Consider the following 24,325-nt stretch of genomic DNA (forward strand, 5'->3'; position numbering starts at 1 on the left):
GCTGTTTCAGTCAGCACACAACGGGAACGAACCAGTATTGAACCGGGCGGGCAACGCCCCGGATTAAAATTTAAGCGTTATTAATTCACGAGATGTTTACTGGTCACTGTTTGGGATCGATAGATTAAAACCACGGCAACATTTGATAACTTCATGGCGGCTTTGATATTAACAATTTTGATATCATAACCCCTTCCGGTATTTCACAGGACTTTACTGTTGCGCCTTCAACAAAATGCAGATAGGCGAGATTGTAGGCGTTCAGTTTTTCAATCAGGAAACCGTAGATACCCATAAGTAGCTGGGCAAATCCGAAGCATTTTTCAGATCCAATACACGTTTTAAGGGACTTAGAACATTTTTCATGATCCATAACTGTGTGTTTTTGAAACCGTTCGTGTCAAGTTCGAGTACCGTCGTGTCTATTATTAATTACAGGAGGTTTGTCTACATACAAAAATCTGTTAGCGAGCATATAATTCAATTTTATATATTCGGGCGAGCCACTGAACTGCTAAAGACGATTGAAGCCATACTTGTTCCATATTACCCTCTTTGACCTAGCCTTGCTGGTCGCAATCATCGTTGGAATAAATTACTCCCTCCTTTTGGGATTCAGCAAGCGCGTTAATCATGCTGCTAATAAGTATTTAGGATTAGCATTGGGGATTATTGTGCTATGGGCGGCGCGAATTCTGGCGATTGACACAGGTCTGGCAGCCATTTTTCCCGGCGGGACTTACATATCGCCATGGTTCTCGATGGCGTTAGGGCCCCTTATTTACTTTTATGTCCTCAAAATAACCCACCCCGAATTTAAGTTCATTTCAAGGGACTTCCTGCATTTCAGCCCGTTGTTGCTGGAGTTAAGTGTTCAGTTGGTATTTGAGCAGTTGAATCTAAAATTGCCGGTATTGGCATTTATATCGGTAATGATCTACTTGTATCTGTCTAACAGATTAATAAAAAGGTACTATCAAAGCCTGAAATTTAACGTAATGAGTGACCGCTACCGGTATCAATTGCGTTGGCTGCATCGCTTGCTAACCATTTTGGGGCTATTATGGCTATTGTGGATACCCTTTACAGCGGTTCATTATTATTATCTATCAGGTATAAGTATTTATTTTCCGCTGTATATCCTGTTAATCGGAAACATCATCTGGATTGCGGTAGTAGCTCATTTAAGGCCTGAGTCCGTAAGGAAGGAAGATGCACTGATTACGAGACCATCACTACCAATAGATCTGAGACAAAAAGGGGCTTGGTTAAAGCGCGTAATGATGGAGAACCGCTATTATCAGGACCCGGAATTAAGTTTAGTCTCGCTGGCTGACAAACTTGATTTGACAACGCACGAATTATCGCGGATTATTAATACCGCTCTTAAAAAAAACTTTAATGATTTCATCAATGAATATCGTGTGGCTGAGGTGGCGAAAAAAATGCAGAACCCTGCTTACAACCATTTAACGCTAACGGGGCTCGCCTATGATTCCGGCTTTAACTCACCAAGCACCTTTCACCGCATATTCAAAGAGTTGAAGGGAAAAACGCCTGCGGAATACAAAAAAGAACTCCCATTTTATAATTTGACATATCAGTCTAAATCTGCTGCGGTAATTTCGAAACACGAGACAACAGGTCAGTGGTCTCACGACAAGCCAAACCGCAGGTATATGTTTAGAAATTATTTAAAGATCGCATGGCGCAATATTATTCGTCACAAAACTTACTCAGCAACAAACATTGCCGGATTAACTGTAGGCTTTGCGACATTTCTGCTTATTTTCCTTGTAGTTCATTATGAACAAAGTTTCGATCAGTTTCATGTCCACAAAAACCAGTTATTTCGTTTAATTCGTGTCCCTCGTGCCACCGCACATGAAAGCTACCGGATGGGTGTGCCGTTTCCAGTCGGCCCGAGTTTAAGGAGCAATTTTCCGCAATTGGCCAATGCAGGAGCTATTGTGCCTGATGAATTTGTGCAGGTTATCATAAAGGATAATGGTAATGGTGCTGTAAAAAGATTCAGAGAAGAACGCGGAATATTTTTCGCTGAGCCACAGTTTTTTGACATGTTTAGTTTTCCGATGGTAGCAGGCGAGTACCGGAACGCTCTCAAAGCACCTGGCAACGTTTTGTTGACGAAGAACATGGGCGATAAATATTTCGGGCATTGGCAGCAAGCTATAGGGAAATTGTTGAGGATGGATGGCGTACAAATGAGGGTGTGCGGTATTTTAAAAGACATGCCTGTCAATACCGATTTCCCGATTAAAGCGGTACTATCCTACGCTACACATCAAAATTATCCAGAACTGAAAAAGTTCATGAATGACTGGGGTTATATTGAAGAAGACAATTACTGCTTTGTGCAATTGAATGAAAGCGATTCACCTGCGCAATTTAAACGCAGGCTTAAGGATTACTCCGATCAATTTATAAGGCCCGTTGACCCGCGTTATTTTCTTTCGATACAGCCACTGAACGAAATGCACTTTGATGCGCGTTACGGAACATTCGACGGCCGCGTTTTCAGCGAAAACCTGATCATTGCGCTTAGCACCATCGGCATTTTTTTATTGATTGTGGCATGTGTAAATTTTATTAATCTTAGCACTGCGCAAGCCGTAAACCGCGCCAGGGAAGTTGGCGTACGTAAGGTAATGGGCAGTAGCCGTCGGCAACTGATTCTTCAATTTTTGGGTGAAACTGCCCTTATAAGTTGTTTCGCATTTTTGATGGCGTTGGTGGTTACCCTGCTCTTTATACCAGCTATCAACAGCCTGCTCGATATCCACCTCACTGCTTCCTCCTTGTACAAGGGTAATATGATCTTCTTCCTTGTGTCTGCACTGGTCGCAGTAATTCTTTTAGCTGGGTTTTACCCGGCCTTCCTGCTATCAGGTTTTAACCCTGCGCGGGTATTTAAAAGTACACTTTCTGCACAGCAAGGCGGTATTTCACTGCGGCGCGGCCTGGTTGTTTTCCAGTTTTTTGTAGCACAGGCCCTTATCATTGTTACACTGGTAATGGTTTCGCAAATGACTTATGTTAATACCGCTGATATGGGTTTCAGCAAGAAAGCTATTTTAAACGCCCAACTACCACAGGACAGCATCGGTCTTGCCAACCAATCCGTTTTACGCAACGAATTGATAAAAATACCGGGTATAGAAAAAGTGAGTTTTGGTTCAGGAGCCCCTATCAGCGGTCGCTGGTTTATGGATTTGCGAACGCCTGACAATGCAGGTAAAGCACCCGATATGGCCATTGCTTATAAAATAACCGACACCGTATTTTTTAACCTTTTTCATTTACAGTTTATCGCGGGCCACCCATACGCTAACTCAGATACAAGCCGCGAATTCGTGGTATCTGAAAATCTTACCCGTAAGCTGGGCTACCGTGATCCTCAGTTCGCTATAGGAAAGAGAGTTATTGTGAATGGGAACAACCGGCCGATTGTGGGTGTTGTGAAAGACTTTCATGTTACTCCGTTACGGTTTAGCATGGTCCCCGTAGTATTGACAACCGATAAGCGAGGCTATGGCATGGTTAGCGTTAAGTTGAATTTGACCCAGGCAAAGACTGCAATAGCGGCCATGGAAAAGCTATGGAGCAAATATTATCCCGATTTCGCGTTCACACACAGCTTCCTCGACGATGATATCAACGCGTTTTACCGGCAGGAAACCCAAATATCACAGCTTTACAAGCTTTTTGCCTCCGTTGCCATATTTATTTCCTGTTTGGGTTTATATGGATTAATAACATTTATAGCCATGCAGCGAAAAAAGGAAATTGGCGTACGCAAAGTACTCGGCGCACCTGCCAGCGCAATACTGATCCTGTTATCACGTGAGTTTACTTTACTGATCGGTATCTCGTTTCTGATCGCGTCGCCCGTTGCCTGGTATTTAATGCATCTTTGGTTACAACAATATGCCTATCGGATCAGTTTAGGTCCTGAGTTTTTTGTGATAACTATAATAGGTTCAATCCTTATTGCATGGGTAACTGTAGGCTATACGGCCCTTAAAGCTGCGCTGACAAACCCAGTACAAAGTTTGCGAAATGATTAACAATTGACTACGACAAATATCAGATCCAACGCAATTGATTAAATACCAACAATTTACCGTTTGGCACATCTATAGTAAGGCATGTATCAAATAATTTACCAAGTAAAACTCAACAATTTAAATATATGAAAATCAACATTTTACAGTATTTTGTATTTTTAACACGATCACAAATCGTTCATATTTTCATATAATTCTAGCGAACATTCGGGGGTAAAACTCCAAGGAAAGCATCGTTCGCCAAGAGTACATTAAATTGCTGATTAACAAGATCTCCAAATTCATAGGTCTTGTTTTGAAAAGGGTGCCAAGCTAATTTTGTTTCACCTTTCTTATTAAAAAAATTATCAAAATAACCTTCAGGTTGCTCTTAATAAAGACCAAAGCACATCAACCGGCCATCAGCCTATCCGCCCACATGTCACCCTTAATGGGAAACGCGCTGAAATTGCCACCTCAGGAGAATGGCAAAAGCACCTTGCAACACAGTTATGACCAACATAATTAAAATTAAGTTGGCGAAACTTCCTTTATATGGGGATAAATAGCCAACGAAATTTTGAAACATTTTGGATTTGCTTCGATTTTCGGCAGGAGCTTTTTGCAGAAAGCCAGCTTGAGGCTGAATGATCAAGACAGCGCCATTTCGATTTGAATCATTAATCCAATTTTTTTGAAAATGAGAATGACTATATTTTTCCAAACCTTTCGCCGGGTCAGCTACATACGCAAATTGTTTGTCCATCTTATAAAGCACGATAAAATGATTATTATCCCAATGGACAATACAAGGAAGCTGAACTTTATCTTTTAACAGATCAAAGCTGATTTTCCACGGCAAGGGTACTCAGCCCAATAGCCTCAGAAGCTTGGCTCAAATCTGAAAAAGACACACCTTCTTTAGAGCTAAAGCATTTTTCACGCAGAAATTGTAAAGTGTAGTATTTGCCGTAATATCTGGCGATCATTCTAAGGCAGGAGGGACCACAATCCATCATGTCCATTTGAGGATCGAATGGAAATTTCTTAAATAAAAAGTTGTTAAACATTAATTGTGCTTTAGTACTGTTTTACTAAGATGTCTTTAAAATGCTTCTGATATTCTTTATTAATCTCCGAAGCATTTTTCGCGCTGAAATTTAATTTCAAAAATGCTCGATTGCGGATGTCAGTGTACCTTATTTTTTCAATTTGCCAACTTCGGTAGTAGATATTATATTGATCTGAATCAGCGCATTAGAGCACTTTTAACGATCCCTGACTGTGCACTTTTCGAACCGCACAGTTTATGGTTCGAGTCCTACTCGGACACATCATATTAAGTCAATCTGTTAAAAACGATCTTTCCTCACACCATAGATATCAAATACGCCCGTCAAACTGCATTAAAAAAAATTGTCCATTTCATTCACATAATTGTCCCGCTCATTTGGCTAATTGGTTTTGAAGCAGAATTTTGAGATACATTTGCATATGTTCAAGAACTACTATCTCAAATGGTACCTGATTGTTACCGGTGTGCTCAGCAGCGCAACAACGCTTAGTTTGCTGTTACGCCATGATAGTTTTAAGGGTGTAAGATGGTGGGAATATCCCGAATATGCATTTCAGCTGGCCGTTATATTATTTGTATGCTGGTCGGTACATGGTTTCTTTTTGCTTCACAAAATCAGAGGGTTAAACAGCTATTCAAAACACATTGTCAGTAATGTTACTGCAACAGTGTTTACATTTTCAATGAGTTTTATACTTTACCACGTGTTACCTAAAAGCACATTAAGGGATAGCGCTGTACCTTTCGATACCTTGTCCGACTTTGTAGTCCATTTCCTTGGTGCCTTTTTGGCAAGCCTGGTATCCTACGTTGTGTTTTACAGTGTACACACTAACTTGGCTTTGCAGAACTCAAAACTTGAAAATGAGATTTTAGAGCAGGAGCATTTACGTGCGCAGCTGATATCATTGCAACAGCAAATCAGCCCGCATTTTTTGTTCAACTCGTTAAGTACCCTTAAAACACTAACAAGTGAACAACCTACCAAAAATTACATTGTGCAGCTGGCCTCGGTGTATCGTTATGTGCTGAATTTCAACCAGCATTATCTTACGCCTTTAAAAGATGAGCTTACTTTTATCCGGTCGTACCTGTTTATCATGACAACCCGTTTTGAAGATTCGCTCCAGGTATCCGTTGATGTGCCTGAAGAACACCTGGCTTACATGATCCCTCCTCTTTCGGTTCAGTTATTAATAGAAAATGCCATTAAGCACAATATGATCTCAGCAGAGCATCCTTTGCAGATCAGCATAAAAACAGACAATACGCCGGCCCTCATCGTATCTAACAATTTGCAACTTAAGAAAATAGCAGAAGAAAGCACCAAAACAGGGCTGAATAATATCACTGAGCGTTACAAGCTGCTGGTTCATAAGCCAATTCATATTGTAAACGACGGAACAAACTTTAAAGTAATTTTGCCGCTTTTAAATACATGAGAGTAGTAATTATTGAAGACGAGAGCAAAACGGCCAAGGAACTACAGCGTATGCTGGAGCACCTGGATAATTCCATACAGATTGAGGCAATACTTACGTCGGTTTCGGCAGGTATTAAATGGTTGCGCTCAAACCCTGCTCCAGAGCTTATTTTTTCCGACATCCAGTTGGGTGATGGGTTAAGCTTTGAGATTTTCCGAGAGGTAAAAACAGAAACCCCGGTTATTTTTTGTACAGCCTTTGATCAATACGCCATCAAATCCTTCGAATCAAACAGTATCGATTATCTTTTAAAACCAATAGAAGAAGACGCCCTCACCAGAAGCCTTGAAAAATACGCGCGCTTAAAAGAGCACCTGGTTGCCAGTACAACCTACACGCGCAACCTGAACAATGTACTTACGCAGATGGATCCCAATTATAAGCAAAGTATATTGGTGCACTACCGCGATAAGATCATCCCGGTAAAAGTGATCGATATTCAGTTCATATATGCATCGGGGGGCGCGGTTTACATCTATCTTCCAAACGATAAAAATTATCCGGTACAATACACTATCGAGCTGCTGGAAACGATGCTGAACCCACAACAGTTTTTCAGAGCAAACAGGCAGTTTATTATTAATCGGGATGCCATTAGCAATATTGAACATTATTTCAACCGTAAGCTATACGTAGCCACAACCTATCCCACTCCCGAAAAAATTGTAATTGGCAAACTCAAGGCACAGCCGTTTTTAAAATGGATTGAGCAATAAACCTGCCGTTTTATTGCAATATTAATACAAAAACTTTACCAAGGTTTCCAGGATCACATCTAGCTTTCCAATCCTGTCCAGTTCATTAGCGGATTTGTCCATTTCATTAGCGGTTAAGGCTACCGCGCCATTAAGGCCCATAGTTTTGCATCATTAATTATTTAGTAACCAATGCTCTTAAGGCATTGTAACTACAGTTTGATGCAGATTATGAAAAAAAATACATTATTGGCTTTGATCTGCCTCCTGCCGCTCCAACTGCTGGCCCAGCAACAATGGAGTTTGAAGGATTGCATTGATTACGGTCTGAAAAATAACCGCAGCAACGCGGTTTATGAAAACGAAAAACGAGCAGCCGATGCGAAGGCTAAAGAAGCGCTGGCCGATTACCTGCCCAAGGTAAGTGTAACCGGAACTTTTGATGATAACTTAAAAGTACAACAATCAATTATTCCGGCGGGAATTTTCGGACCGGATCCGGTTAAAGTGGCTTTTACCCAAAAGTATAATACTAACGGTGTTGCCCAGCTCGATCAAACTATTTATGATCAGGCTTTACTAACCGGGCTACAGGCCAATAAATACAATAAGCAACAGGCCGACCTCAACGTAAAGAAAAACGAAGAGACCATCATTTACGATATCAGCAACGCCTATTACCAGATCTATGTTTACCGTGAACAATTGAGGCTGATGAAAGAAAACCTTGAAACCTACCATAAACAAATGGAGATTTCGCAGCTCCAGGTAAAAAAAGGCGTTACCCTTCAAAAAGACCTTGATAAGGTAACGGTTAACTATAATAACACCATATCGCAGATCCGTGTTGCCGAAAGTAACCTCGCGCTTTCGCAAAACCAGCTAAAATATAATATGGGCTATCCAATCAATACACAATTACCGGTTGATAGTACCTCGAATGATAAGATCAATACGCCGGTTTCCCCTGCTAACGATGGCTTTGCCGTAGGTAACCGTACCGATTATCAACTTTCGCAGGTGAACACCCACCTGTTGGAAATAGATGAAAAGCGGATCAAGGCAGGTGCTCTTCCGCGTTTAACCGGATATGCTAAATATGGTTCGGTAGGTTTTGGTAATACTTTAGGCCCTGCGTTCAGGGATCAGAACGATTACTCGGCCATTGGCTTAAAGCTAACAATTCCGTTGTTTGATTTTTTTAAGCGCAATGCGCAGTACAGCCAGGCTAAATATAAACGGTTAAACGCAGTTGAGAATTTAAAACTGGATGAAGGCAAGTACCAGATGGAGTACGAAAATGCCAACACGAAGCTGGTGAAAGCGCAAGCTAACCTTGATAATGATAAACGCAATATTGAACTGGCGCAATCGGTTTTCAGAACTACCGACCTTCAATTTAAAAAAGGCGTAACCGACCTTACCGACTGGCTAAACGCGCAGTACTCCATCAAAGATTCGCAAAATAATTACCTCAACTCATTGTACAGCTTTTATCAGGCCAGGCTTGATCTGGAAAAAGCCGCAGGTACCCTCAAAACTTTTTACAGCACACTCTAAAACATATGAAACGTAAATATATCATCGGCCTCATCATCGTGGTTTTATTGGCACTGATAATTTTCAAACTCGCATCCAATAAAAAAACGCTCGACAAAAAGAACCAGCCCTCGCAGGATTCGGTAGTGCGGATCCCCGTAAAAGTTGCGGTAGCTAAAGAGCAGCTTCAGGCCCTAAACCTCATCAAAACCGGAACACTGGCACCTTTTAAGGAAGCGAAAGTACTTTCAACAACAGGCGGTACTATCCAACAATTACGCTTTGAACTTGGCGATCATGTAAATGAAGGCCAAATACTGGCGCTAATGGATACGCGTTTAGCCCAGCTCGATCTGCAAAAAGCACAAACCAATGCCGCTAAACTTCACCGCGATCTGGAAACTTATACAGAATTACTGCAGGGACAAGCTGCAACACAGGAAAAGGTTAACGACATACAGCAAAACTACCTCGACGCTGTTAACCAGGTAAATCAGGTAAAAAAACAAATTTCCGATGCCGCCATCAAAGCCCCAACAAGTGGCACTATTTCTGAAAAACTGGTTGAACAGGGTGTTTTTGCAAACGCAGGTACTCAGATAGCCACCATTGTAAATCTGTCACAGGCCAAAGTGCAGATCAACCTGACCGAGGCCGAGGTTTACCAGGTAAAACAAGGCCAGGCGGTAAAGATCACAACGGATGTAAATCCTGATGACGTATTTAACGGCGAGATCAGCTTTATCAGCCCACAGGCGGATGAAACTCATAATTATAAAGTAGAAGTAATGGCTGGTAACAAAGAGGGCAATCCTTTACGTTCCGGGACTTTCGTTTATGCTGATTTCTCCCGTAAAACAACTCAAAATATCCTGCTTATTCCTCGCGACGCGCTTACACAAGGCGTTAAAGATGCGTCTGTTTACGTGGTAGAAAACAACGCGGTTCATCAAAAACAGGTAAAAACAGGGATCGAGCTTAACGGCATGATCCAGATCATGAGCGGGCTTAAAGCAGGTGAAGTTGTTGTTACCTCGGGGCAGATCAATTTAAAGGATGGAGCACAAGTGTCCATCTCCAAATAAAAAGCAATGATGCAAAAGATCAATCTACAGGTTTTATGGCGGGCTTTAATTGGCCTTGTTGTCCTGTTGCTGGTTATCATGCAAACCTGCCTTAAATTGAAGATTACCCAATCAATTCAACTAACTAAAAACGCAGACAGATGTCAATTACAGAGATTGCCGTTAAACGGCCCTTACTCATCATAGTGATTTTTACGGTGCTGTTTATATTTGGCGCCCGGTCATACTTTAGCTTAAACTATAACCTGTTGCCCAAAATAGAAGTGCCTACCGTGTCGGTAAGTACGGTTTACCCGGGTGCCGCCGCCGCGGAGGTTGAAACCTCCGTTACCAAAAAGCTGGAAGACGCCTTTTCATCGGTAGAAGGTTTAGATAAAATTAATTCAACATCACAGGAAGGTATTTCCAGTGTTGTTGTACAGTTAAAAACCGGTACAGACATTGACCAGGCCGAACGCGATATTCAGCGCAAGGCGGATCAGATCCAGAATGATTTACCGGATAATATTAATAAACCTATCGTTAACAAGATTAACCTGGAAGATGCCCCGGTTGTAAAAGCCGGCGTCACTTCAAAACAATCGCCAAAAGAGCTTTATGATTTTGTTGATAAGCAATTACTGCCCCTGCTGCAAAACGTTGCGGGCGTAGGCCAGGTAAATATTATTGGCGGCGATGAGCGCCAGATCCAGGTAAATATCGACCAGGATAAAATGAAGGCTTATGGACTTAGTATCGCTTCTGTAACCAATGCCATAGCCAAAGCTAATCAATCGTTCCCGGCAGGCAGCATCGAAACGCGAAATGAGCAGCAGTCCATCCGCTTTGATGCCAACGTCACCTCAACAGAACAGATCAGCAACCTCATCATTCAGCAACGGCCAAAGGCAGGGAGTATTTATTTGAAGGATATTGGCGAGGTTGTTGATGCTACGGCTAAAACCACTGCCATTAACCATATCAACGGCATTCCATCTATCGGTGTTCAAATTGTTAAGCAAACCGATGCTAATGCGGTTGATGTGAGCAAGCATGTTAAAGAAAAATTTACAGAGATAGAAGCCCAATACAAAGCATCAGGATTGAAATTCACCGTATCATCGGATCAAAGTGTGTACACCCTTAAATCCGCCGACGCGGTTATGGAAGATCTTGGCCTTGCCGTACTGATTGTGGGCGTAGTTATGCTGGCTTTCCTGCACAGTTTCCGCAGTTCCATGTTCGTACTGGTGGCTTTGCCATCATCTATCATCCCTACGTTTATTGCCATGTATTTCCTGGGCTTTTCGCTCAACCTAATGACGTTGATGGCCATGTCATTAGTGGTTGGCATTTTGGTGGATGACTCTATTGTAGTGCTCGAAAACATTTACCGGCACCTGGAAATGGGCCGTGATAAAGAAACCGCCGCGCTGGAAGGCCGCAGTGAAATTGGTTTTACAGCATTAGCTATTACACTGGTGGATGTGGTGGTGTTCCTGCCTATCTCTTTTGCAGGTGGTATTATCGGTTCCCTGTTACAAGAGTTTTCGCTGGTGGTAGTCTTTTCTACGCTGATGAGCTTATTCGTTTCCTTCACGGTAACGCCCATGCTTGCCGCCAAATTCGGCAAAATAGAAACCTTGACTAAAAGCACCTTATGGGGTAAACTAAACCTTGGCTTTGAACACTTTATTGATGTTTTAAAAGAGGATTATGGGAAATTACTTGCCATAGTGCTTCACAAAAAACGCTGGCTGCTCTCGGGTGTTATTGTTCTCATTATCGGCGCGATAACCTTAGTGCCGGCCGGGTTTGTGGGTGCAGCATTTATTCCAAGTGCAGATCAGGGCGAGTTGCTCATTAACCTGGAGCTTGCACCTTCAGCATCCATTTATCAAACCAATATGATAACGCAGCAGGTAGAGAAACTGATCATGAAGCAGCCCGAAGTAGTCAGGACATTTTCAAGTATTGGATTTATAACAGGCAGTGTTGCCGGAACAACCAATAACAGTAACCTTGCCGAAATCACCGTAAATATGGTTGATAAAAAAGAGCGCGACATCACTGCCGAGGAGTTTGGCGGCAAACTGCAAAAAATGTTAAACGCGAAAATACCTGGTGTAAAAATCACATCGTCACCAACCTCCATTACCGGCGGCGCTAATCAGGCCCCTATCCAGATAGCGGTTAAAGGTGTTGATCTGAAAGCTGTACGTAACGTGGCCGAAGCTTATAAAAAGATAGTGGCCAAAGTACCGGGAACCCGCTTTGTTGAACTTTCAGTAAAAGATCAAAAACCTCAGGTTGAAGTAAACCTGAACCGCGAAAAAATGACCTTGCTGGGCATTGATGCCAGCCAGGTTGGCGCGGCGCTTCAAAATGCCTTTAGCGGCAATGATGACAGCAAGTTTAAACAGGATGGCAACGAATATGATATCCTGATAAGCCTGGATAGTTATGACCGCTCGGATATTAACAATGTAAGGAATCTTTCATTCACCAATGCCGACGGACAAACATTCGTGCTCAGCCAGTTTGCTGAAGTAAAAGAAGGACTTGGCGAAAGCGTTTTGCAAAGGATTGACAGATTGGGTTCTATTACTGTAAACTCTTACGTTGTTGGTCGCCCGTCAGGTTCGGTTACTGCTGATATTAAAAAGAAGTTACCAGAGGTTAAATTGCCGCAGGGTGTTTCGGTTGAGTTTTTGGGTGATGCTAAGAACCAGGCCGATGCTTTTGGAAGTTTATTTTTCGCCCTTGGTGTGGCTATTGTTTTGGTTTACCTGATCATGGTTGCCCTTTATGAAAACGCTATATATCCTTTTGTGGTTCTGTTTTCTATCCCGGTTGCTTTGGTGGGTGCCTTGCTGGCCCTGGCTTTAACCATGCAAACATTGAATATATTCTCGCTCATTGGTGTGATCATGTTACTTGGTTTAGTAGCTAAAAATGCCATTCTGATAGTGGATTTTACCAATCATCTCAAGGCACAGGGATATGCTGTTAAAAATGCTCTGATTGAAGCAGGAAAGGAAAGGTTAAGACCTATCCTCATGACCACCCTCGCCATGATATTAGGTATGCTTCCTATTGCCATAGCCAGCGGTGCCGGTGCCGAGATAAAAAATGGCATGGCATGGGTAATCATCGGTGGCTTAACAAGTTCCATGATCCTTACCCTTTTTGTTGTGCCATCCATGTACCTTATTATAGAAAACCTGCTCCTGAAGTTCAAGAGCAAGAAAACAAGCACAAAAACACCGCTTTTAGAAGCTCAATAATTAACATCTACATATGGTTCATTGTTGCCGGGCAAGTGACTAACATCCCTTGCCCGGGATTTGGCTTTGCTTTGTCCAACTGTTTTATTCCGAATCTCCTATGAAAATCAAATTTTATCTTGGCACTATTGTGCTGAGCACCTTATTTACAACCTCATTCGCACAAACCAACCCGTTGACCAGACAACGTATGATCGATTCGCTGAAAATGTCGGCCCTGTCTGATTATGCGACCCGCTATCCTATTTTAAGGCAAGGATCTATAGCTACCGATATTTTAGGCGCACGCACCATAAAAGGCGAGCTTAGTGGTCATGATCTTTACGAAGGCAAAACAAACATCAGCCGTATCAGGGCGGCCTTTAAAATACCGTTGGCAGAGTGGGGTAAAAACACCATAACAGGTGTAGTAAGCTACCAGCAAATCCATTTTGATACCAAAGGTATCACCAGTTACAATCCGGCGTTTTCTACCGCAAACCAAAGCCTGAGCAAATCAACAGTTGGCTTCACAGCTACATTCAGCCGGTTGGATAGTATTTTTAACCACCCGGTAACCTATTCGGTAAGCGTATCCGGACTTACAGATGAGCTCAGCTCCGTAAAAAGGATAAACTACAGCGGTACATTTAATGTTCCGCTTAGCCGCAAGGCTACTTCATCATGGTCGGTTGGTGTCGCGGTAATTATCGATCCGTCATCTGTAGCACCGGTTGTACCATTTGTAAGCTACTGGCATAAATTTAAAGATGCCAACCTTGATCTTTTTGTTGATATCCCTTACCGAGTTGCTTTAAGAAAACAACTATCCAAAAAGAGCTGGGTATTTGCAGGCAGTGAGTTAGGTGGCAGTCTTTTCTTTTTTGATCTGAACCAGCCTTCGTTACCACAAAACAATATATATACATCATTGGATATCAAAACAGGCGCAACCCTGGAATACATGCTGACCAAAAAACTTGTATTCGGTGTTAGCGGAGGAATTTTTACCACTGCCCAGGCCCGCATGTTCGACCACAACGCCAAACCAAACGACTATTTTTTCAGAACATCCAACGGTTCTGCGCCTTATGTAGGTTTTTCGCTTTCATTTTTGCCATTCCTTAAAAGTTTGAGATAACGCAAGCTGGATCTCATAATAGAAATTTCGGCAGATTTGATCGTTTTTTAAATTTTCGAAGCATCAGGGAATAAAAAATTGGGGGGATAGCATGGTTAGGGAACAAAACTTATGTTATTGACTTTGTTCTTTCTTCAGCAGCGCATCGCCAAGTTCCCGCGAAATTGCAATTATAGCCTTCATTTTACCCTTGCCTATCTATTGATGACGATTTGCTACTGACTGCCAGATGTGAAATGGCCTTGTTTCAAACAGAACAACTTAATTTTTTAGTATTTGATCCGGAGAGTTAGCAATGGCATTTGGTAGACACTATATCCGAATTTAGTCGGATCGCCGTCAAAAAAGGAATGGTTGATCAGGCCTTTTTAAAAACGATGAGCAAAAGTCTCTATCCCCTGATTGTGATCGAACAAAAGGTCTTCTGTATCTATACATATGCTTATTTACAAAATATTCCCCAATAAACCGGATTTCTCCATTTCTTAAAACCCTATCTCGCCCAACCGCGTTAAAGATTGACGAGAAAACCCCCCAGCGCGAAATGTAAGCGAAGACTGGCAACAAAAGCCAGGCCAGAGGCAACGCTATAAATACTTAACTCATTCCTGATAAGCTCACCTGCTTGTTCATCTTAATTTTGCTGCCAGGCCGCTGTTTCCGACTCCTGGTTATACCTGTAGGTTAAGTTTTCCCAACGATTTTCATTAACATAAAAAATTATATTCAAAAATCTTCACCTAATCTACATCAATAAAAGTAACAATCTGTTCATTTTTTTTCATTTTCCTCTTACGGTTCCCTCTCCCCTTCCCGTCATATCTACAAACCCGCTAAAAAACGGCCATGGAAAAGGAACAACTCAAAGTACTGTTTAAGAAATACCACGAAGGCACCTGCACCGAGGAAGAAAAAACTTTACTGGAAAGCTGGTATTTACAATATAACGAACATGAGGTTGACCTCCCTGCCCGTAAAATAGCGGCTATCGGCAAACGAATCTTCCGTGAGCTCCCCGGGAACGAATCCTCCTTCCTAAGAATAGGTGTAGTGATCACACTGGCTGCCGTCTTGATCGGGTTATTGATCTCCGTTACCGTAAAACTCGTTTTCGATAACCCATCTGAAAAAAACATAACCGCCGTCCATGATATACCACCCGGGTCCAATAAAGCTATACTAACCCTGGCTGGCGGCAAAAGAATCGACCTGAACCGGGCAGCAAACGGCCGGCTTGCTACGCAAGGCGGTATCCAGATCGTCAAAAACGCGAACGGACAATTAACCTACAGGAACGGAGAAACCACAACTGTTGACGAAACCCTCTCCAATACAATCACTACCCCGAACAGCGGGCAATGGTTCGTTGCACTACCCGACGGCACCAAAGTCTGGCTCAATAACGCCTCATCGTTTACGTACCCCGCTTCCTTCGCCCATCAGAAAGAGCGTATCGTACAACTAAACGGGGAAGCTTATTTCGAGGTCGCCAAAGATAAGGCCCATCCCTTTATCGTCAGGACGGGGCAGCAGGAGATCAGGGTCCTGGGCACCCATTTCAACGTAAACGCCTTTACGGACGAACTCTCGGTAAGGACCACGCTCCTGGAAGGAAGCGTCCGGGTTATGTTGTCGGCCAGGCAAGCCGCGAAAATCCTGAGCCCCGGGCAGCAATCCTTACTGGCCGGTAACAGCCTGACTATTCGCGCTGTCGACCCGCAACAGGCCATCGCCTGGAAAAACGGTTATTTCCGTTTCAATAATGAAAAAATCCAGAGCATCATGCGGCAACTGTCCAGATGGTACGACATCGAAGTCCGCTACGAGGGTCCCGTTCCAACAGAAGCGATGAACGGCAAAGTATCCCGCTACAAAAATATAAGCCAGGTGCTAAAGGCCCTTGAGGCAACCGGAACTGTCCGCTTTAAAGCGGAAGGAAGGAGGGTAACCGTTATGAAGTAATGTTTAACGATCAGTTTAGTTAATTAAAGCCAGGAAACCGGCAGCAACCGGTGACCTGGCTTAAGGCCTGACTACCTAATAATTTATTCAACTATTATTTACCGCGCCGCGCCTCCCCCATCTCGACAATGAACAGGCACGGTGCTTAAAGCCATGCGCAACAAATGTACAGTTTTTACCCTAAAAACCTGGTGCAGCCACCTGGCCGCGCCCCCAAATTCCTGCTGGTTATGAAGCTGACGGTCCTTCTTTTCATCACGGCCATCCTTCAGGTAAGCGCGACATCATTCGCACAAAAAGTCACCTTATCCGAGAAGGATACACCGCTGTCCCAGGTATTTGAAAAGATCAGCAACCAGACAGGTTACGATTTTCTTTTACCGGACGGCATCCTGAAAACCGCCAGGCCGGTTACCATCAGGATCCAAAATGAAGAGCTTGCCCTTGCCCTGAAAAAGATTTTCGAATACCAGCCCCTGTCCTACACCGTCCAGGACAGGATCATCATTGTGTCAGCTCCCCAAAAACAGCCGGTCCCTGATCTGAAAGAAGAAGCGCGCGCCGATTCCCTTATCATTAGAGGCAGGGTAACGGATACGGCCGGCAAGGCCTTGCCCGGTGCAACGATCAGGGCCCGGAACAGGCATGCAGTGCAGGCGGCCTCTGACGGAACCTTTCAGATCAATGCCCGGGGCGGTGACGAAATCGATATCACTTATATCGGCTTTTTGCCTTATTCTTTCAAGGCCGCGCCGGGCATGACTTTTCAAAACATTAAACTCTTACCCGTTTCATCAAAAATCGAGGAGATCAACGTAGTTTCCACCGGTTACCAAACGATTTCAAGAGAACGCGCAACAGGGTCGTTTTCCAAGGTCGACAATGCCCTGCTGAACCGGCGGATCGGAACGAACGTACTCGACCGCCTGGAAGATGTTGTTCCCGGCCTTCTTTTCAACCGGAACACGATCACCACGGGACCGGGAACCGCCAGCCAGAGTTCCATTAATATCCGGGGACAAAATACGATCTACGGCAACGCCAGTCCGCTGATCGTCGTGGACAACTTTCCCTATGACGGCGATATCAACAATATCAACCCGAACGATGTGGAAAGTGTCACCGTCCTCAAGGACGCGGCAGCCGCGTCTATCTGGGGTGCAAGGGCAGGGAACGGTGTTATCGTGTTGACTTTAAAAAAGGGAAAACTGAACGCGCCGGTGCAGATCTCCCTCAGTTCCAATGTCACGGTTGGTGCTAAGCCTGACCTGTTTTATACATCCCAGATATCCTCTTCAGACTTTATCGATATCGAAAAGCTGCTTTTTTCACAGGGCTTTTATGATGGCACGCAGCAGTCACCGTACCATGCCGCGCTGACGCCGGTCGTGGACCTGTTGTACCAGGAAAAGAGCGGGGCGATCTCCTCGGCGGATGCCGGTGCGCAGATCGACGCGCTGCGAAAGTACGATACGAGGAACGACCTGAATAAATATTTTTACCGCAACAGTGTAGCGCAGCAGCATACACTGAATATCAGCGGCGGATCGGACGACCAGCGTTATTTTATTTCGGCGGGTTACGACAAGAACCTGAACAGCTTCAAAGCGAACAGTTACGACCGGGTTACGGTCAATGCCAATAACACCTATTCCTTCTTTCATAAAAAGCTGGAACTGGGTACAGCTGTATATTACACCAGGACCAATTCACAGCCCAATATCAGCCTCTACAACCTTAACTATACCAACGCGCCGAGCTCACCGTTTTACCCCTACGCCCGGCTTGCCGATGACCAGGGCACCCCCCTTCCTGTGGTCAACCTTTACGACGCCAAATTCGTACAGGGCGTGTCCCAGCAAGGGCTCCTCAACTGGCAGTACCGCCCCCTTGAAGAACTGGACCTGATCAATAACCACATTATTTCCGATAGCTACCGCATCAATATAAGCCTCAAGTACCAGGTATTGCCATCGCTGAACGCGGAGGTACGCTACCAGTACGAATATACCCACAGTGACGGCAGGAACCTGCAAAGCCAGGATACTTATTACACCCGGGACCTGATCAATTCCTATACGCAGGTAGCGGAAAACGGAACCCTCACCTACGGCATACCCCTGGGTGGGATCCTGGACCAGTCCAATACAGCTGTCAGGACCTATAATATCCGCGGGCAACTCAACTATGCCCATACTTTTGGTCAGAAAAATGAAATTTATGCACTCGCGGGCATTGAACAGAAGCAATCCGTAACCCAGACGGACGCGAACCGGTATTACGGGTATGACCCCGCGCACGCCACCTTACAACCCGTCGCCTACAATACCGAACTGCCTTTGTTCCTTTACCCCGGCTACACCGGCAGTGTGCCCTTCAATGATTATGAGAACAGGCTTACTGACCGGTACAGGTCATATTTTGCAAACGCGGGTTACACTTTTGACAGGCGTTACCTGCTGACCGCAAGCGCGCGTCTGGATCAAAGTAATATCTTCGGCGTAAAAACAAACCAAAAAGGCGTCCCCCTGTACAGTTTCGGGGCGGGTTGGAATGTAAGCAACGAACAGTTTTACCATGCTGGATGGCTGCCTTACCTGAAATTAAGGACAAGTTTCGGATACAACGGCAACGTATTTAAAGGACTGTCGGCCTATACGACGGCGATACCCTCGACCTCCTATAATTATTTCCCCAACACCGGGCTTCCCTATTCCAGTGTCCAAAACCCGCCCAACCCGGAACTGAGGTGGGAGCGGGTAAAAGTGATCAATATCGGGACCGACTTCAGCAGCAAAAATGGCAGGGTGAGCGGGACCATCGAATATTACCATAAAAATGGCTACGACCTGATCGGCCGCTCGGCATTTGACCCTACATCCGGGATATCATCCTTCACAGGCAATAATGCCGATACGAAGGGGCATGGTTTTGACATTACGGTCAACACCAGGAACCTGGACGGAAAATTCAAATGGCTGACGACTTTTATTTACAGTCACGTAAACGATGTGGTAACGGATTATACCGTAGTGCCCGCAGCCTATTCCCTGACTATCGCACAGGGGATACCCTACCGGGACAAACCGCTTTTCGGCATCTACAGCCGGAGCTGGGCCGGACTCGATCCGCAGAATGGTGATCCCCAGGGGTACCTCAACAACCAGGTAAGCAAAAATTACGATGCGCTTACCAGCGGGACGAATTATGACAACCTGGTCTATAATGGCTCGGCTATTCCAACTTCATTCGGCTCGCTCCGGAATACGTTTTCCTATGATAGGCTTAGCCTTTCTTTTAATATCAGTTACCGGCTGGGCTACTATTTCCGGAAGAATTCCATTTTGTATGCCAACTTACTTACCGGCCTGGGCGGCAGCGGGGATTACGCCCAACGATGGCAGAAACCGGGCGATGAAATGCGCACTTATGTCCCGTCTATGCCGGCGACAGCGGACGGGTTCAGGGACTTCTTCTACTCGACCTCCTCCGCGCTGGTCGCCAAAGGCGACCATATCAGGCTCCAGGATATCAGCCTTGGCTATGACCTCAGCAGGGAGCAGATCAGAGGCCTGCCCTTTTCCATGGTCCACTTTTATGCCTACGCCAATAACCTGGGAATTCTCTGGAAAGCCAACCATTTCGGCCTGGACCCGGATTTCCCGCAAAGCCCTCCGCCCCCCCGGACCGTCGCATTCGGTGTAAAAATTGATTTATAAACCCTTAGCTGATTCAAATGAAAACACAAACATTTCCATATATCATTATCGGCCTCGTCATCGCGTTGTCCGCCTGTCAGAAAGGTTTTCTGGAACAAAAGCCTGACCAGGCCTTGCTGGTCCCGGAGACGCTGACAGACTTCCAGTCCCTGCTGGACAACAGTAATTCGGTCATGAACTATTCGCCATACCTGTCCACCATAAGTTCGGATGATATCTACACGCCTTCCAACGGCCTGGCCGGGCAATCGGTGGAAATTCAAAACAGCTATGTATGGGCACCGGTCATTTTTCAGAGCACAAGCGGAATTGATTGGACCAGGCCCTATCAGCAGGTATTTTATGCCAATATTGTACTGGATGGCTTAAAAGATTTTAAAGGCGCGGCCTCAATAACACAGCTGAACGAGCTCAGGGGGGCGGCATACTTTTACCGGGCATTTGCTTTTTATAACATCGCCCAGGAGTTTGCCCCACCCTATAATCCCGCTTCCGCGCAGGCTGACCCGGGAATACCGCTCCGGCTGAGCTCCGATGTCAATGACAAAACTGTCCGATCTACCCTCCGCCAGACCTATGAACAGATCATTGCTGACCTTAACCAGGCGCATAATCTGCTCCCTGCCAATACGGCCTTCAAAACCCGGCCAACAAAAACTGCAGCGGATGCGTTGCTGGCGAGGGTGTACCAGACCATGCAGGACTATGACCAGGCATTGACCTATGCTAACCAAAGCCTCCAGGGAGGCCCGAAGCTGCTGGACTACAATTCCCTGGCACCTTCCGCAGCCTTTCCGATGCCTGTCGCGCTACGGAACGGCACGGATGAAGTCATCTTTTATGCAGTACTGATCAACAATGGCATGCTCAACGGAACAGCCAGTTTGACGGGCATCGATACCGCCCTTTACAAAACCTATTCCGGCAACGACCTCAGAAAAAAGCTCTTCTTCAACGACAGCGGCAACCATATTTACCGTTTCAGGGGATCTTATACCGGAACCAGCCTGCCATTTTCCGGGCTGGCCACCGACGAACAATACCTGATCAGGGCGGAGTGTTACGCAAGGACAGGCCACCCCGAAGCGGCTATGGCTGACCTGAACGCCCTGCTTCAAATGCGTTATCAAACAGGCTCCTTTATCCCGCTGACTGCAAGCGGCGCCTCCGATGCCCTCGGACAGGTCCTATTGGAAAGAAGGAAAGAGCTGGTATACCGTGACCTGCGATGGACCGACCTCAGGCGCCTGAACCAGGACCCGCAGTTTGCAAAAACACTGGTACGGACCGTCAAAGACCAAAATTACACGTTAGCGCCCAATGATAATAAGTATGTATTCCCGATACCTGACGAAGTCATATCCACCAGTGGGATCCAGCAAAACCCACGTTAATAAACCTTAAATAAAATTTCAATGAAAATTAAACAACAGTTCATCGTGATCTGCCTGATCATGCTTGGCGCACTATCGGGCTACGCGCAGCGACAAACCCCAATAACGAATACCAGCCATGCCGAAAAAACCACCATTATTGAAGGAGAATTCTTAAATGCCGGGGATACGCTGATGGTGGTTGAGCTCACCAGGGAGTTCGGTTCCGGTAATTCCGGCCTGACCGTGGATACGTCCGTTTCCGCACCTACATCCGGGAAACGCTTCAAAATCGTCCTGCCCACGCTCCTGCGGTCGACCTACGTCACACTCACCTCCGGTGCGGCAGGCAATCCCGCGATATTTTTACAATACTACATCGAGCCCGGGGACAGCATCCACGTTGTCTATGATGCCTTGACCAAGAAGGTAAATTATTCCGGACGGGGCAGTTTGAAATTTTGGTGGCACGACAGGATGAATGCGGATGAGCGCCGCATTAGCGACAGCCAGGAACAGGTCAACTCCTACGAGCACCCTGAGCAACACCTGGCCGATTTAGATGAAAAATTAGCTTACCACCTGCATCAGCTCGACCTGATCAAAGACAGGTTGAGCACCAAGGAATATTTCGTCTCAAAGGCCGATGTGATCGCTGCCAACCGGAAACTGGTGTATGATTTTTTCCGTTTTTCAGATTTCGGCAGAAGCTCGGGGAATCCGGAACTGGAAACCCAAATGGACCAGCTTTATAAAGACGGATATTACCAGCGCCCCAAGGATACGATAGATGAAGACTTCCTCCGCTCCTCCGCTTACTATGCTTTATATCTGCTCAGCCGGGAAGAAGCTGATTTCGCCTATCAAAAATTCAATTCGATCCCCCAGGCCCCCTCACTTTATGAACATTTGAAAAAAGGCACGCCGGGCTACCTTCGGGACAAGGTCATCACGGCACACCTGGTCAAGGAACTGGGTTTTTCCCTGCTCAGTGATTCCGTGCTCTCGGATGCAATATTAACGGTTAAAACACCCGTCTATAACCGGTTGCTGGTCCACATTCAGGACCAGTTTGGTAAAGGTAACACCATCAGTACCTTTAATTTCCCGGATAAGGACGGCCGTCTTTTTAGTATGGCCAAATTCCGGGGCAAGGTCGTGTTTATGGACATGTGGTTTACCGGATGTTCAGGATGTATCCAGGTGGCAAAAGCACTCCCGGGCGTTGAAGAAGCATTTAAAAACAATCCAGACGTGCTGTTTGTCAGCCTGTCCATAGACAAAGATAAAAAGGTATGGATGAACAGTATTGATCCCGCACAAACCATCAAAGGCGGCTATACGCATTACACGACGCCTTCAACACTTTACCTGTATACTGCAGGCACCGGCACCAACAACCAGTTTATCAAAAAGTACAATTTAACGAGCAGTTATCCCCACCTGTTATTGATCGGGAAAGACGGCAGGATCATCAGGATGGACCCGACACGCCCGGATACGGAAGGAGGGCAAGGTAAGCTGATCGCTGAGATCAAAGAAGCATTAACCCAATAAAAAAAAGCCGCTTAACCGCACGAATGGTCGGAAGAATATTTCTTCCGACTTTTTTATTTACAGGTTTTTCTTTTTTTATTTAATCATTTGATTATCAAATATTTACTTGTTTTTCTTGTTGATTTTAAGTATATTAAATACTGTAAATCAATGAGAGATGGGTATTTTCAAAGACCACAACGTCACGGTAAAACAGCTCTTAGGCTTCATTCCCGAAGCGCTAATAGCAAATTTGTCGGTCACGACCAAGATCGATCATTATGCAAAGGTTCTACACGGCAACAAATTGTTTTATTTGCTGCTCTATGGCATTTTGGACAATGACAGGCTTAGTCAGCGAACATTAGAAGATACTTTCAACGATTCGGTGTTTAAGATACTTTTCAACCTCGATGAAGATGAAAAGGTACGCCGAAGCTCTATTTCAGAAAGGCTGTCAAAGGTTGACCCTGACTATTTCAGGCAGATATATGAATATATTTACGAGCAGTTTTCCGCAGCTTATACTTTAACGGAAAGAAAACAGTATAACCTGATCCGTGTAGACAGTACAATAGTGAGTCAAACTGCTGGTAAGTTAACTGAAGGTATAGTTAATCCCGGCAGCAGCAAGAAAGCCGTCAAATATAGCCTTGCTTTTGACGGCATACTGCCCGGGCTGTCCCATGTGTTTACGGATCCAAAATATGGTAACGAAGACAATGCATTACCGGAGGTGGTCATCTCGCATGTAAAAAAAGAATCCGGGCATCAGAATATCTATATATTGGACCGGGGGCTTCAATCTACCCGGACAATGAAAGCATTCAGTGAAGATAAAGTAACATTCATCTGCCGTGCAAAAGAGAACAGAAAGTTTGAACTACTCGAGGATCGGATCACCGAAGGACAGGACATGGATATGGGCGAGTCCGTTCTGATTCGGGATAGCATTGTACGACTTTATACAGGCATGCCTGTAATCAACAATCGCGAAAACAAACATTACATAGAGATACTGGTCGATCATCCTTTTCGCCTGGTTATAGTAAAAAGTAAATCTGATCATGGTAAAGAGTACTGGCTGTTAACCAATGAGTTTGATTTATCAGCCAAAGATATCGCACAAGCTTACCGCAGACGTTGGGACATCGAGGTCTTTTTTAGGTTCCTCAAACAGGAACTCAATGTAAGTCACCTGGTTTCCCTTAATAAAAACGGCCTGCAGGTTATGTTATATATGACTTTGATAACAAGCATGCTGGTATTGATCTACAAAAAAGGAAATAAACAAGGCTATAAAACTTCCAAAAGACGTTTTGCAATGGAAGTAAGGGACTTGGCCATTGCTTTGATCGTTGTTCAATGCGGAGGTGATCCAGGGCTCTTTTTCAAAACATAAAA

At 44.8% G+C, this 24,325-nt stretch carries 14 protein-coding genes; 12 read left to right on the forward strand and 2 right to left on the reverse strand.

The features are described from left to right. Positions 1 to 608 precede the first annotated feature (608 nt). The gene (locus tag EAH55_RS20640) at positions 609 to 4,088 is read left to right on the forward strand and encodes an ABC transporter permease (RefSeq protein ID WP_162996988.1); all 3,480 of its coding nucleotides are present in this window, start codon (positions 609 to 611) and stop codon (positions 4,086 to 4,088) included. Positions 4,089 to 4,515: 427 nt separating this feature from the next. On the opposite strand, the gene EAH55_RS20645 is transcribed toward EAH55_RS20640, so the two are convergent. Together EAH55_RS20645 and EAH55_RS31420 are read right to left on the reverse strand one after the other, a co-directional pair. Then, positions 4,516 to 4,929: a cysteine peptidase family C39 domain-containing protein gene (locus tag EAH55_RS20645; RefSeq protein WP_121811338.1), complete on the reverse strand. Its 414-nt coding sequence runs from the start codon at positions 4,927 to 4,929 to the stop codon at positions 4,516 to 4,518. Beyond that, complete coding sequence (locus EAH55_RS31420) at positions 4,907 to 5,137, reverse strand: cysteine peptidase family C39 domain-containing protein (RefSeq protein WP_121811339.1); 231 nt, start codon at positions 5,135 to 5,137, stop codon at positions 4,907 to 4,909. Before EAH55_RS31420 ends, EAH55_RS20645 begins: the two co-directional genes overlap by 23 nt. A gap of 424 nt (positions 5,138 to 5,561) precedes the next feature. On the opposite strand from EAH55_RS31420, the gene EAH55_RS20655 reads away from it, so the two are divergent. The 11 genes from EAH55_RS20655 (at position 5,562) to EAH55_RS20705 (ending at position 24,323) form a co-directional block, all read left to right on the forward strand. Next, positions 5,562 to 6,584, forward strand: coding sequence for a sensor histidine kinase (locus EAH55_RS20655; RefSeq protein ID WP_121811340.1), 1,023 nt, complete (start codon positions 5,562 to 5,564; stop codon positions 6,582 to 6,584). Beyond that, entirely contained in the window at positions 6,581 to 7,342 is a 762-nt protein-coding gene (locus EAH55_RS20660) for a LytR/AlgR family response regulator transcription factor (RefSeq protein WP_121811341.1), read from the forward strand. The genes EAH55_RS20655 and EAH55_RS20660 overlap by 4 nt, the downstream gene beginning before the upstream one ends. Positions 7,343 to 7,552: 210 nt before the next feature. Beyond that, complete coding sequence (locus tag EAH55_RS20665; RefSeq protein WP_121811736.1) at positions 7,553 to 8,881, forward strand: TolC family protein; 1,329 nt, start codon at positions 7,553 to 7,555, stop codon at positions 8,879 to 8,881. Positions 8,882 to 8,886: 5 nt separating this feature from the next. Next, complete coding sequence (locus EAH55_RS20670) at positions 8,887 to 9,945, forward strand: efflux RND transporter periplasmic adaptor subunit (RefSeq protein ID WP_121811342.1); 1,059 nt, start codon at positions 8,887 to 8,889, stop codon at positions 9,943 to 9,945. A 140-nt stretch (positions 9,946 to 10,085) separates the two neighbouring features. Further along, positions 10,086 to 13,211 carry an efflux RND transporter permease subunit gene (locus EAH55_RS20675; protein ID WP_121811343.1) on the forward strand — a complete coding sequence of 1,042 codons (3,126 nt, stop codon included), beginning with the start codon at positions 10,086 to 10,088 and terminating at the stop codon, positions 13,209 to 13,211. 100 nt (positions 13,212 to 13,311) lie between these two features. Next, positions 13,312 to 14,331 (forward strand): hypothetical protein, encoded by a 1,020-nt coding sequence (locus tag EAH55_RS20680; protein WP_121811344.1) that lies wholly within the window; start codon positions 13,312 to 13,314, stop codon positions 14,329 to 14,331. 846 nt (positions 14,332 to 15,177) lie between these two features. After that, a complete protein-coding gene (locus EAH55_RS20685) occupies positions 15,178 to 16,293 on the forward strand; it encodes a FecR family protein (RefSeq protein ID WP_121811345.1) in 1,116 nt (371 codons plus the stop codon). 164 nt (positions 16,294 to 16,457) lie between these two features. After that, on the forward strand, positions 16,458 to 20,012 hold the full coding sequence (locus tag EAH55_RS20690) for a SusC/RagA family TonB-linked outer membrane protein (RefSeq protein WP_121811346.1): 3,555 nt from the start codon (positions 16,458 to 16,460) through the stop codon (positions 20,010 to 20,012). A gap of 17 nt (positions 20,013 to 20,029) precedes the next feature. Next, positions 20,030 to 21,406, forward strand: a complete 1,377-nt coding sequence (locus EAH55_RS20695; RefSeq protein WP_121811347.1) for a RagB/SusD family nutrient uptake outer membrane protein — start codon at positions 20,030 to 20,032, stop codon at positions 21,404 to 21,406. Positions 21,407 to 21,427: 21 nt separating this feature from the next. Further along, entirely contained in the window at positions 21,428 to 22,942 is a 1,515-nt protein-coding gene (locus EAH55_RS20700; RefSeq protein ID WP_121811348.1) for a TlpA family protein disulfide reductase, read from the forward strand. A 157-nt stretch (positions 22,943 to 23,099) separates the two neighbouring features. Then, positions 23,100 to 24,323 carry an IS4 family transposase gene (locus EAH55_RS20705; RefSeq protein WP_121811349.1) on the forward strand — a complete coding sequence of 408 codons (1,224 nt, stop codon included), beginning with the start codon at positions 23,100 to 23,102 and terminating at the stop codon, positions 24,321 to 24,323. Positions 24,324 to 24,325: the final 2 nt, after the last annotated feature.

The sequence above is a fragment of the Mucilaginibacter kameinonensis genome (genome assembly GCF_003675385.1).
In the GTDB taxonomy this organism is placed as follows: Bacteria; Bacteroidota; Bacteroidia; order Sphingobacteriales; family Sphingobacteriaceae; genus Mucilaginibacter; species Mucilaginibacter kameinonensis.

What these genes read in the sequence shown, in the direction of transcription:
- EAH55_RS20680 (WP_121811344.1), top strand. Translation starts at nt 13,312, where the DNA reads ATGAAAATCAAATTTTATCTTGGCACTATTGTGCTGAGCACCTTATTT.
- EAH55_RS20685 (WP_121811345.1), top strand. Translation starts at nt 15,178, where the DNA reads ATGGAAAAGGAACAACTCAAAGTACTGTTTAAGAAATACCACGAAGGC.
- EAH55_RS20670 (WP_121811342.1), top strand. Translation starts at nt 8,887, where the DNA reads ATGAAACGTAAATATATCATCGGCCTCATCATCGTGGTTTTATTGGCA.
- EAH55_RS20690 (WP_121811346.1), top strand. Translation starts at nt 16,458, where the DNA reads ATGTACAGTTTTTACCCTAAAAACCTGGTGCAGCCACCTGGCCGCGCC.
- EAH55_RS20665 (WP_121811736.1), top strand. Translation starts at nt 7,553, where the DNA reads ATGAAAAAAAATACATTATTGGCTTTGATCTGCCTCCTGCCGCTCCAA.
- EAH55_RS20695 (WP_121811347.1), top strand. Translation starts at nt 20,030, where the DNA reads ATGAAAACACAAACATTTCCATATATCATTATCGGCCTCGTCATCGCG.
- EAH55_RS20700 (WP_121811348.1), top strand. Translation starts at nt 21,428, where the DNA reads ATGAAAATTAAACAACAGTTCATCGTGATCTGCCTGATCATGCTTGGC.
- EAH55_RS20655 (WP_121811340.1), top strand. Translation starts at nt 5,562, where the DNA reads ATGTTCAAGAACTACTATCTCAAATGGTACCTGATTGTTACCGGTGTG.
- EAH55_RS20705 (WP_121811349.1), top strand. Translation starts at nt 23,100, where the DNA reads ATGGGTATTTTCAAAGACCACAACGTCACGGTAAAACAGCTCTTAGGC.
- EAH55_RS31420 (WP_121811339.1), bottom strand. Translation starts at nt 5,137, where the DNA reads ATGTTTAACAACTTTTTATTTAAGAAATTTCCATTCGATCCTCAAATG.
- EAH55_RS20660 (WP_121811341.1), top strand. Translation starts at nt 6,581, where the DNA reads ATGAGAGTAGTAATTATTGAAGACGAGAGCAAAACGGCCAAGGAACTA.
- EAH55_RS20675 (WP_121811343.1), top strand. Translation starts at nt 10,086, where the DNA reads ATGTCAATTACAGAGATTGCCGTTAAACGGCCCTTACTCATCATAGTG.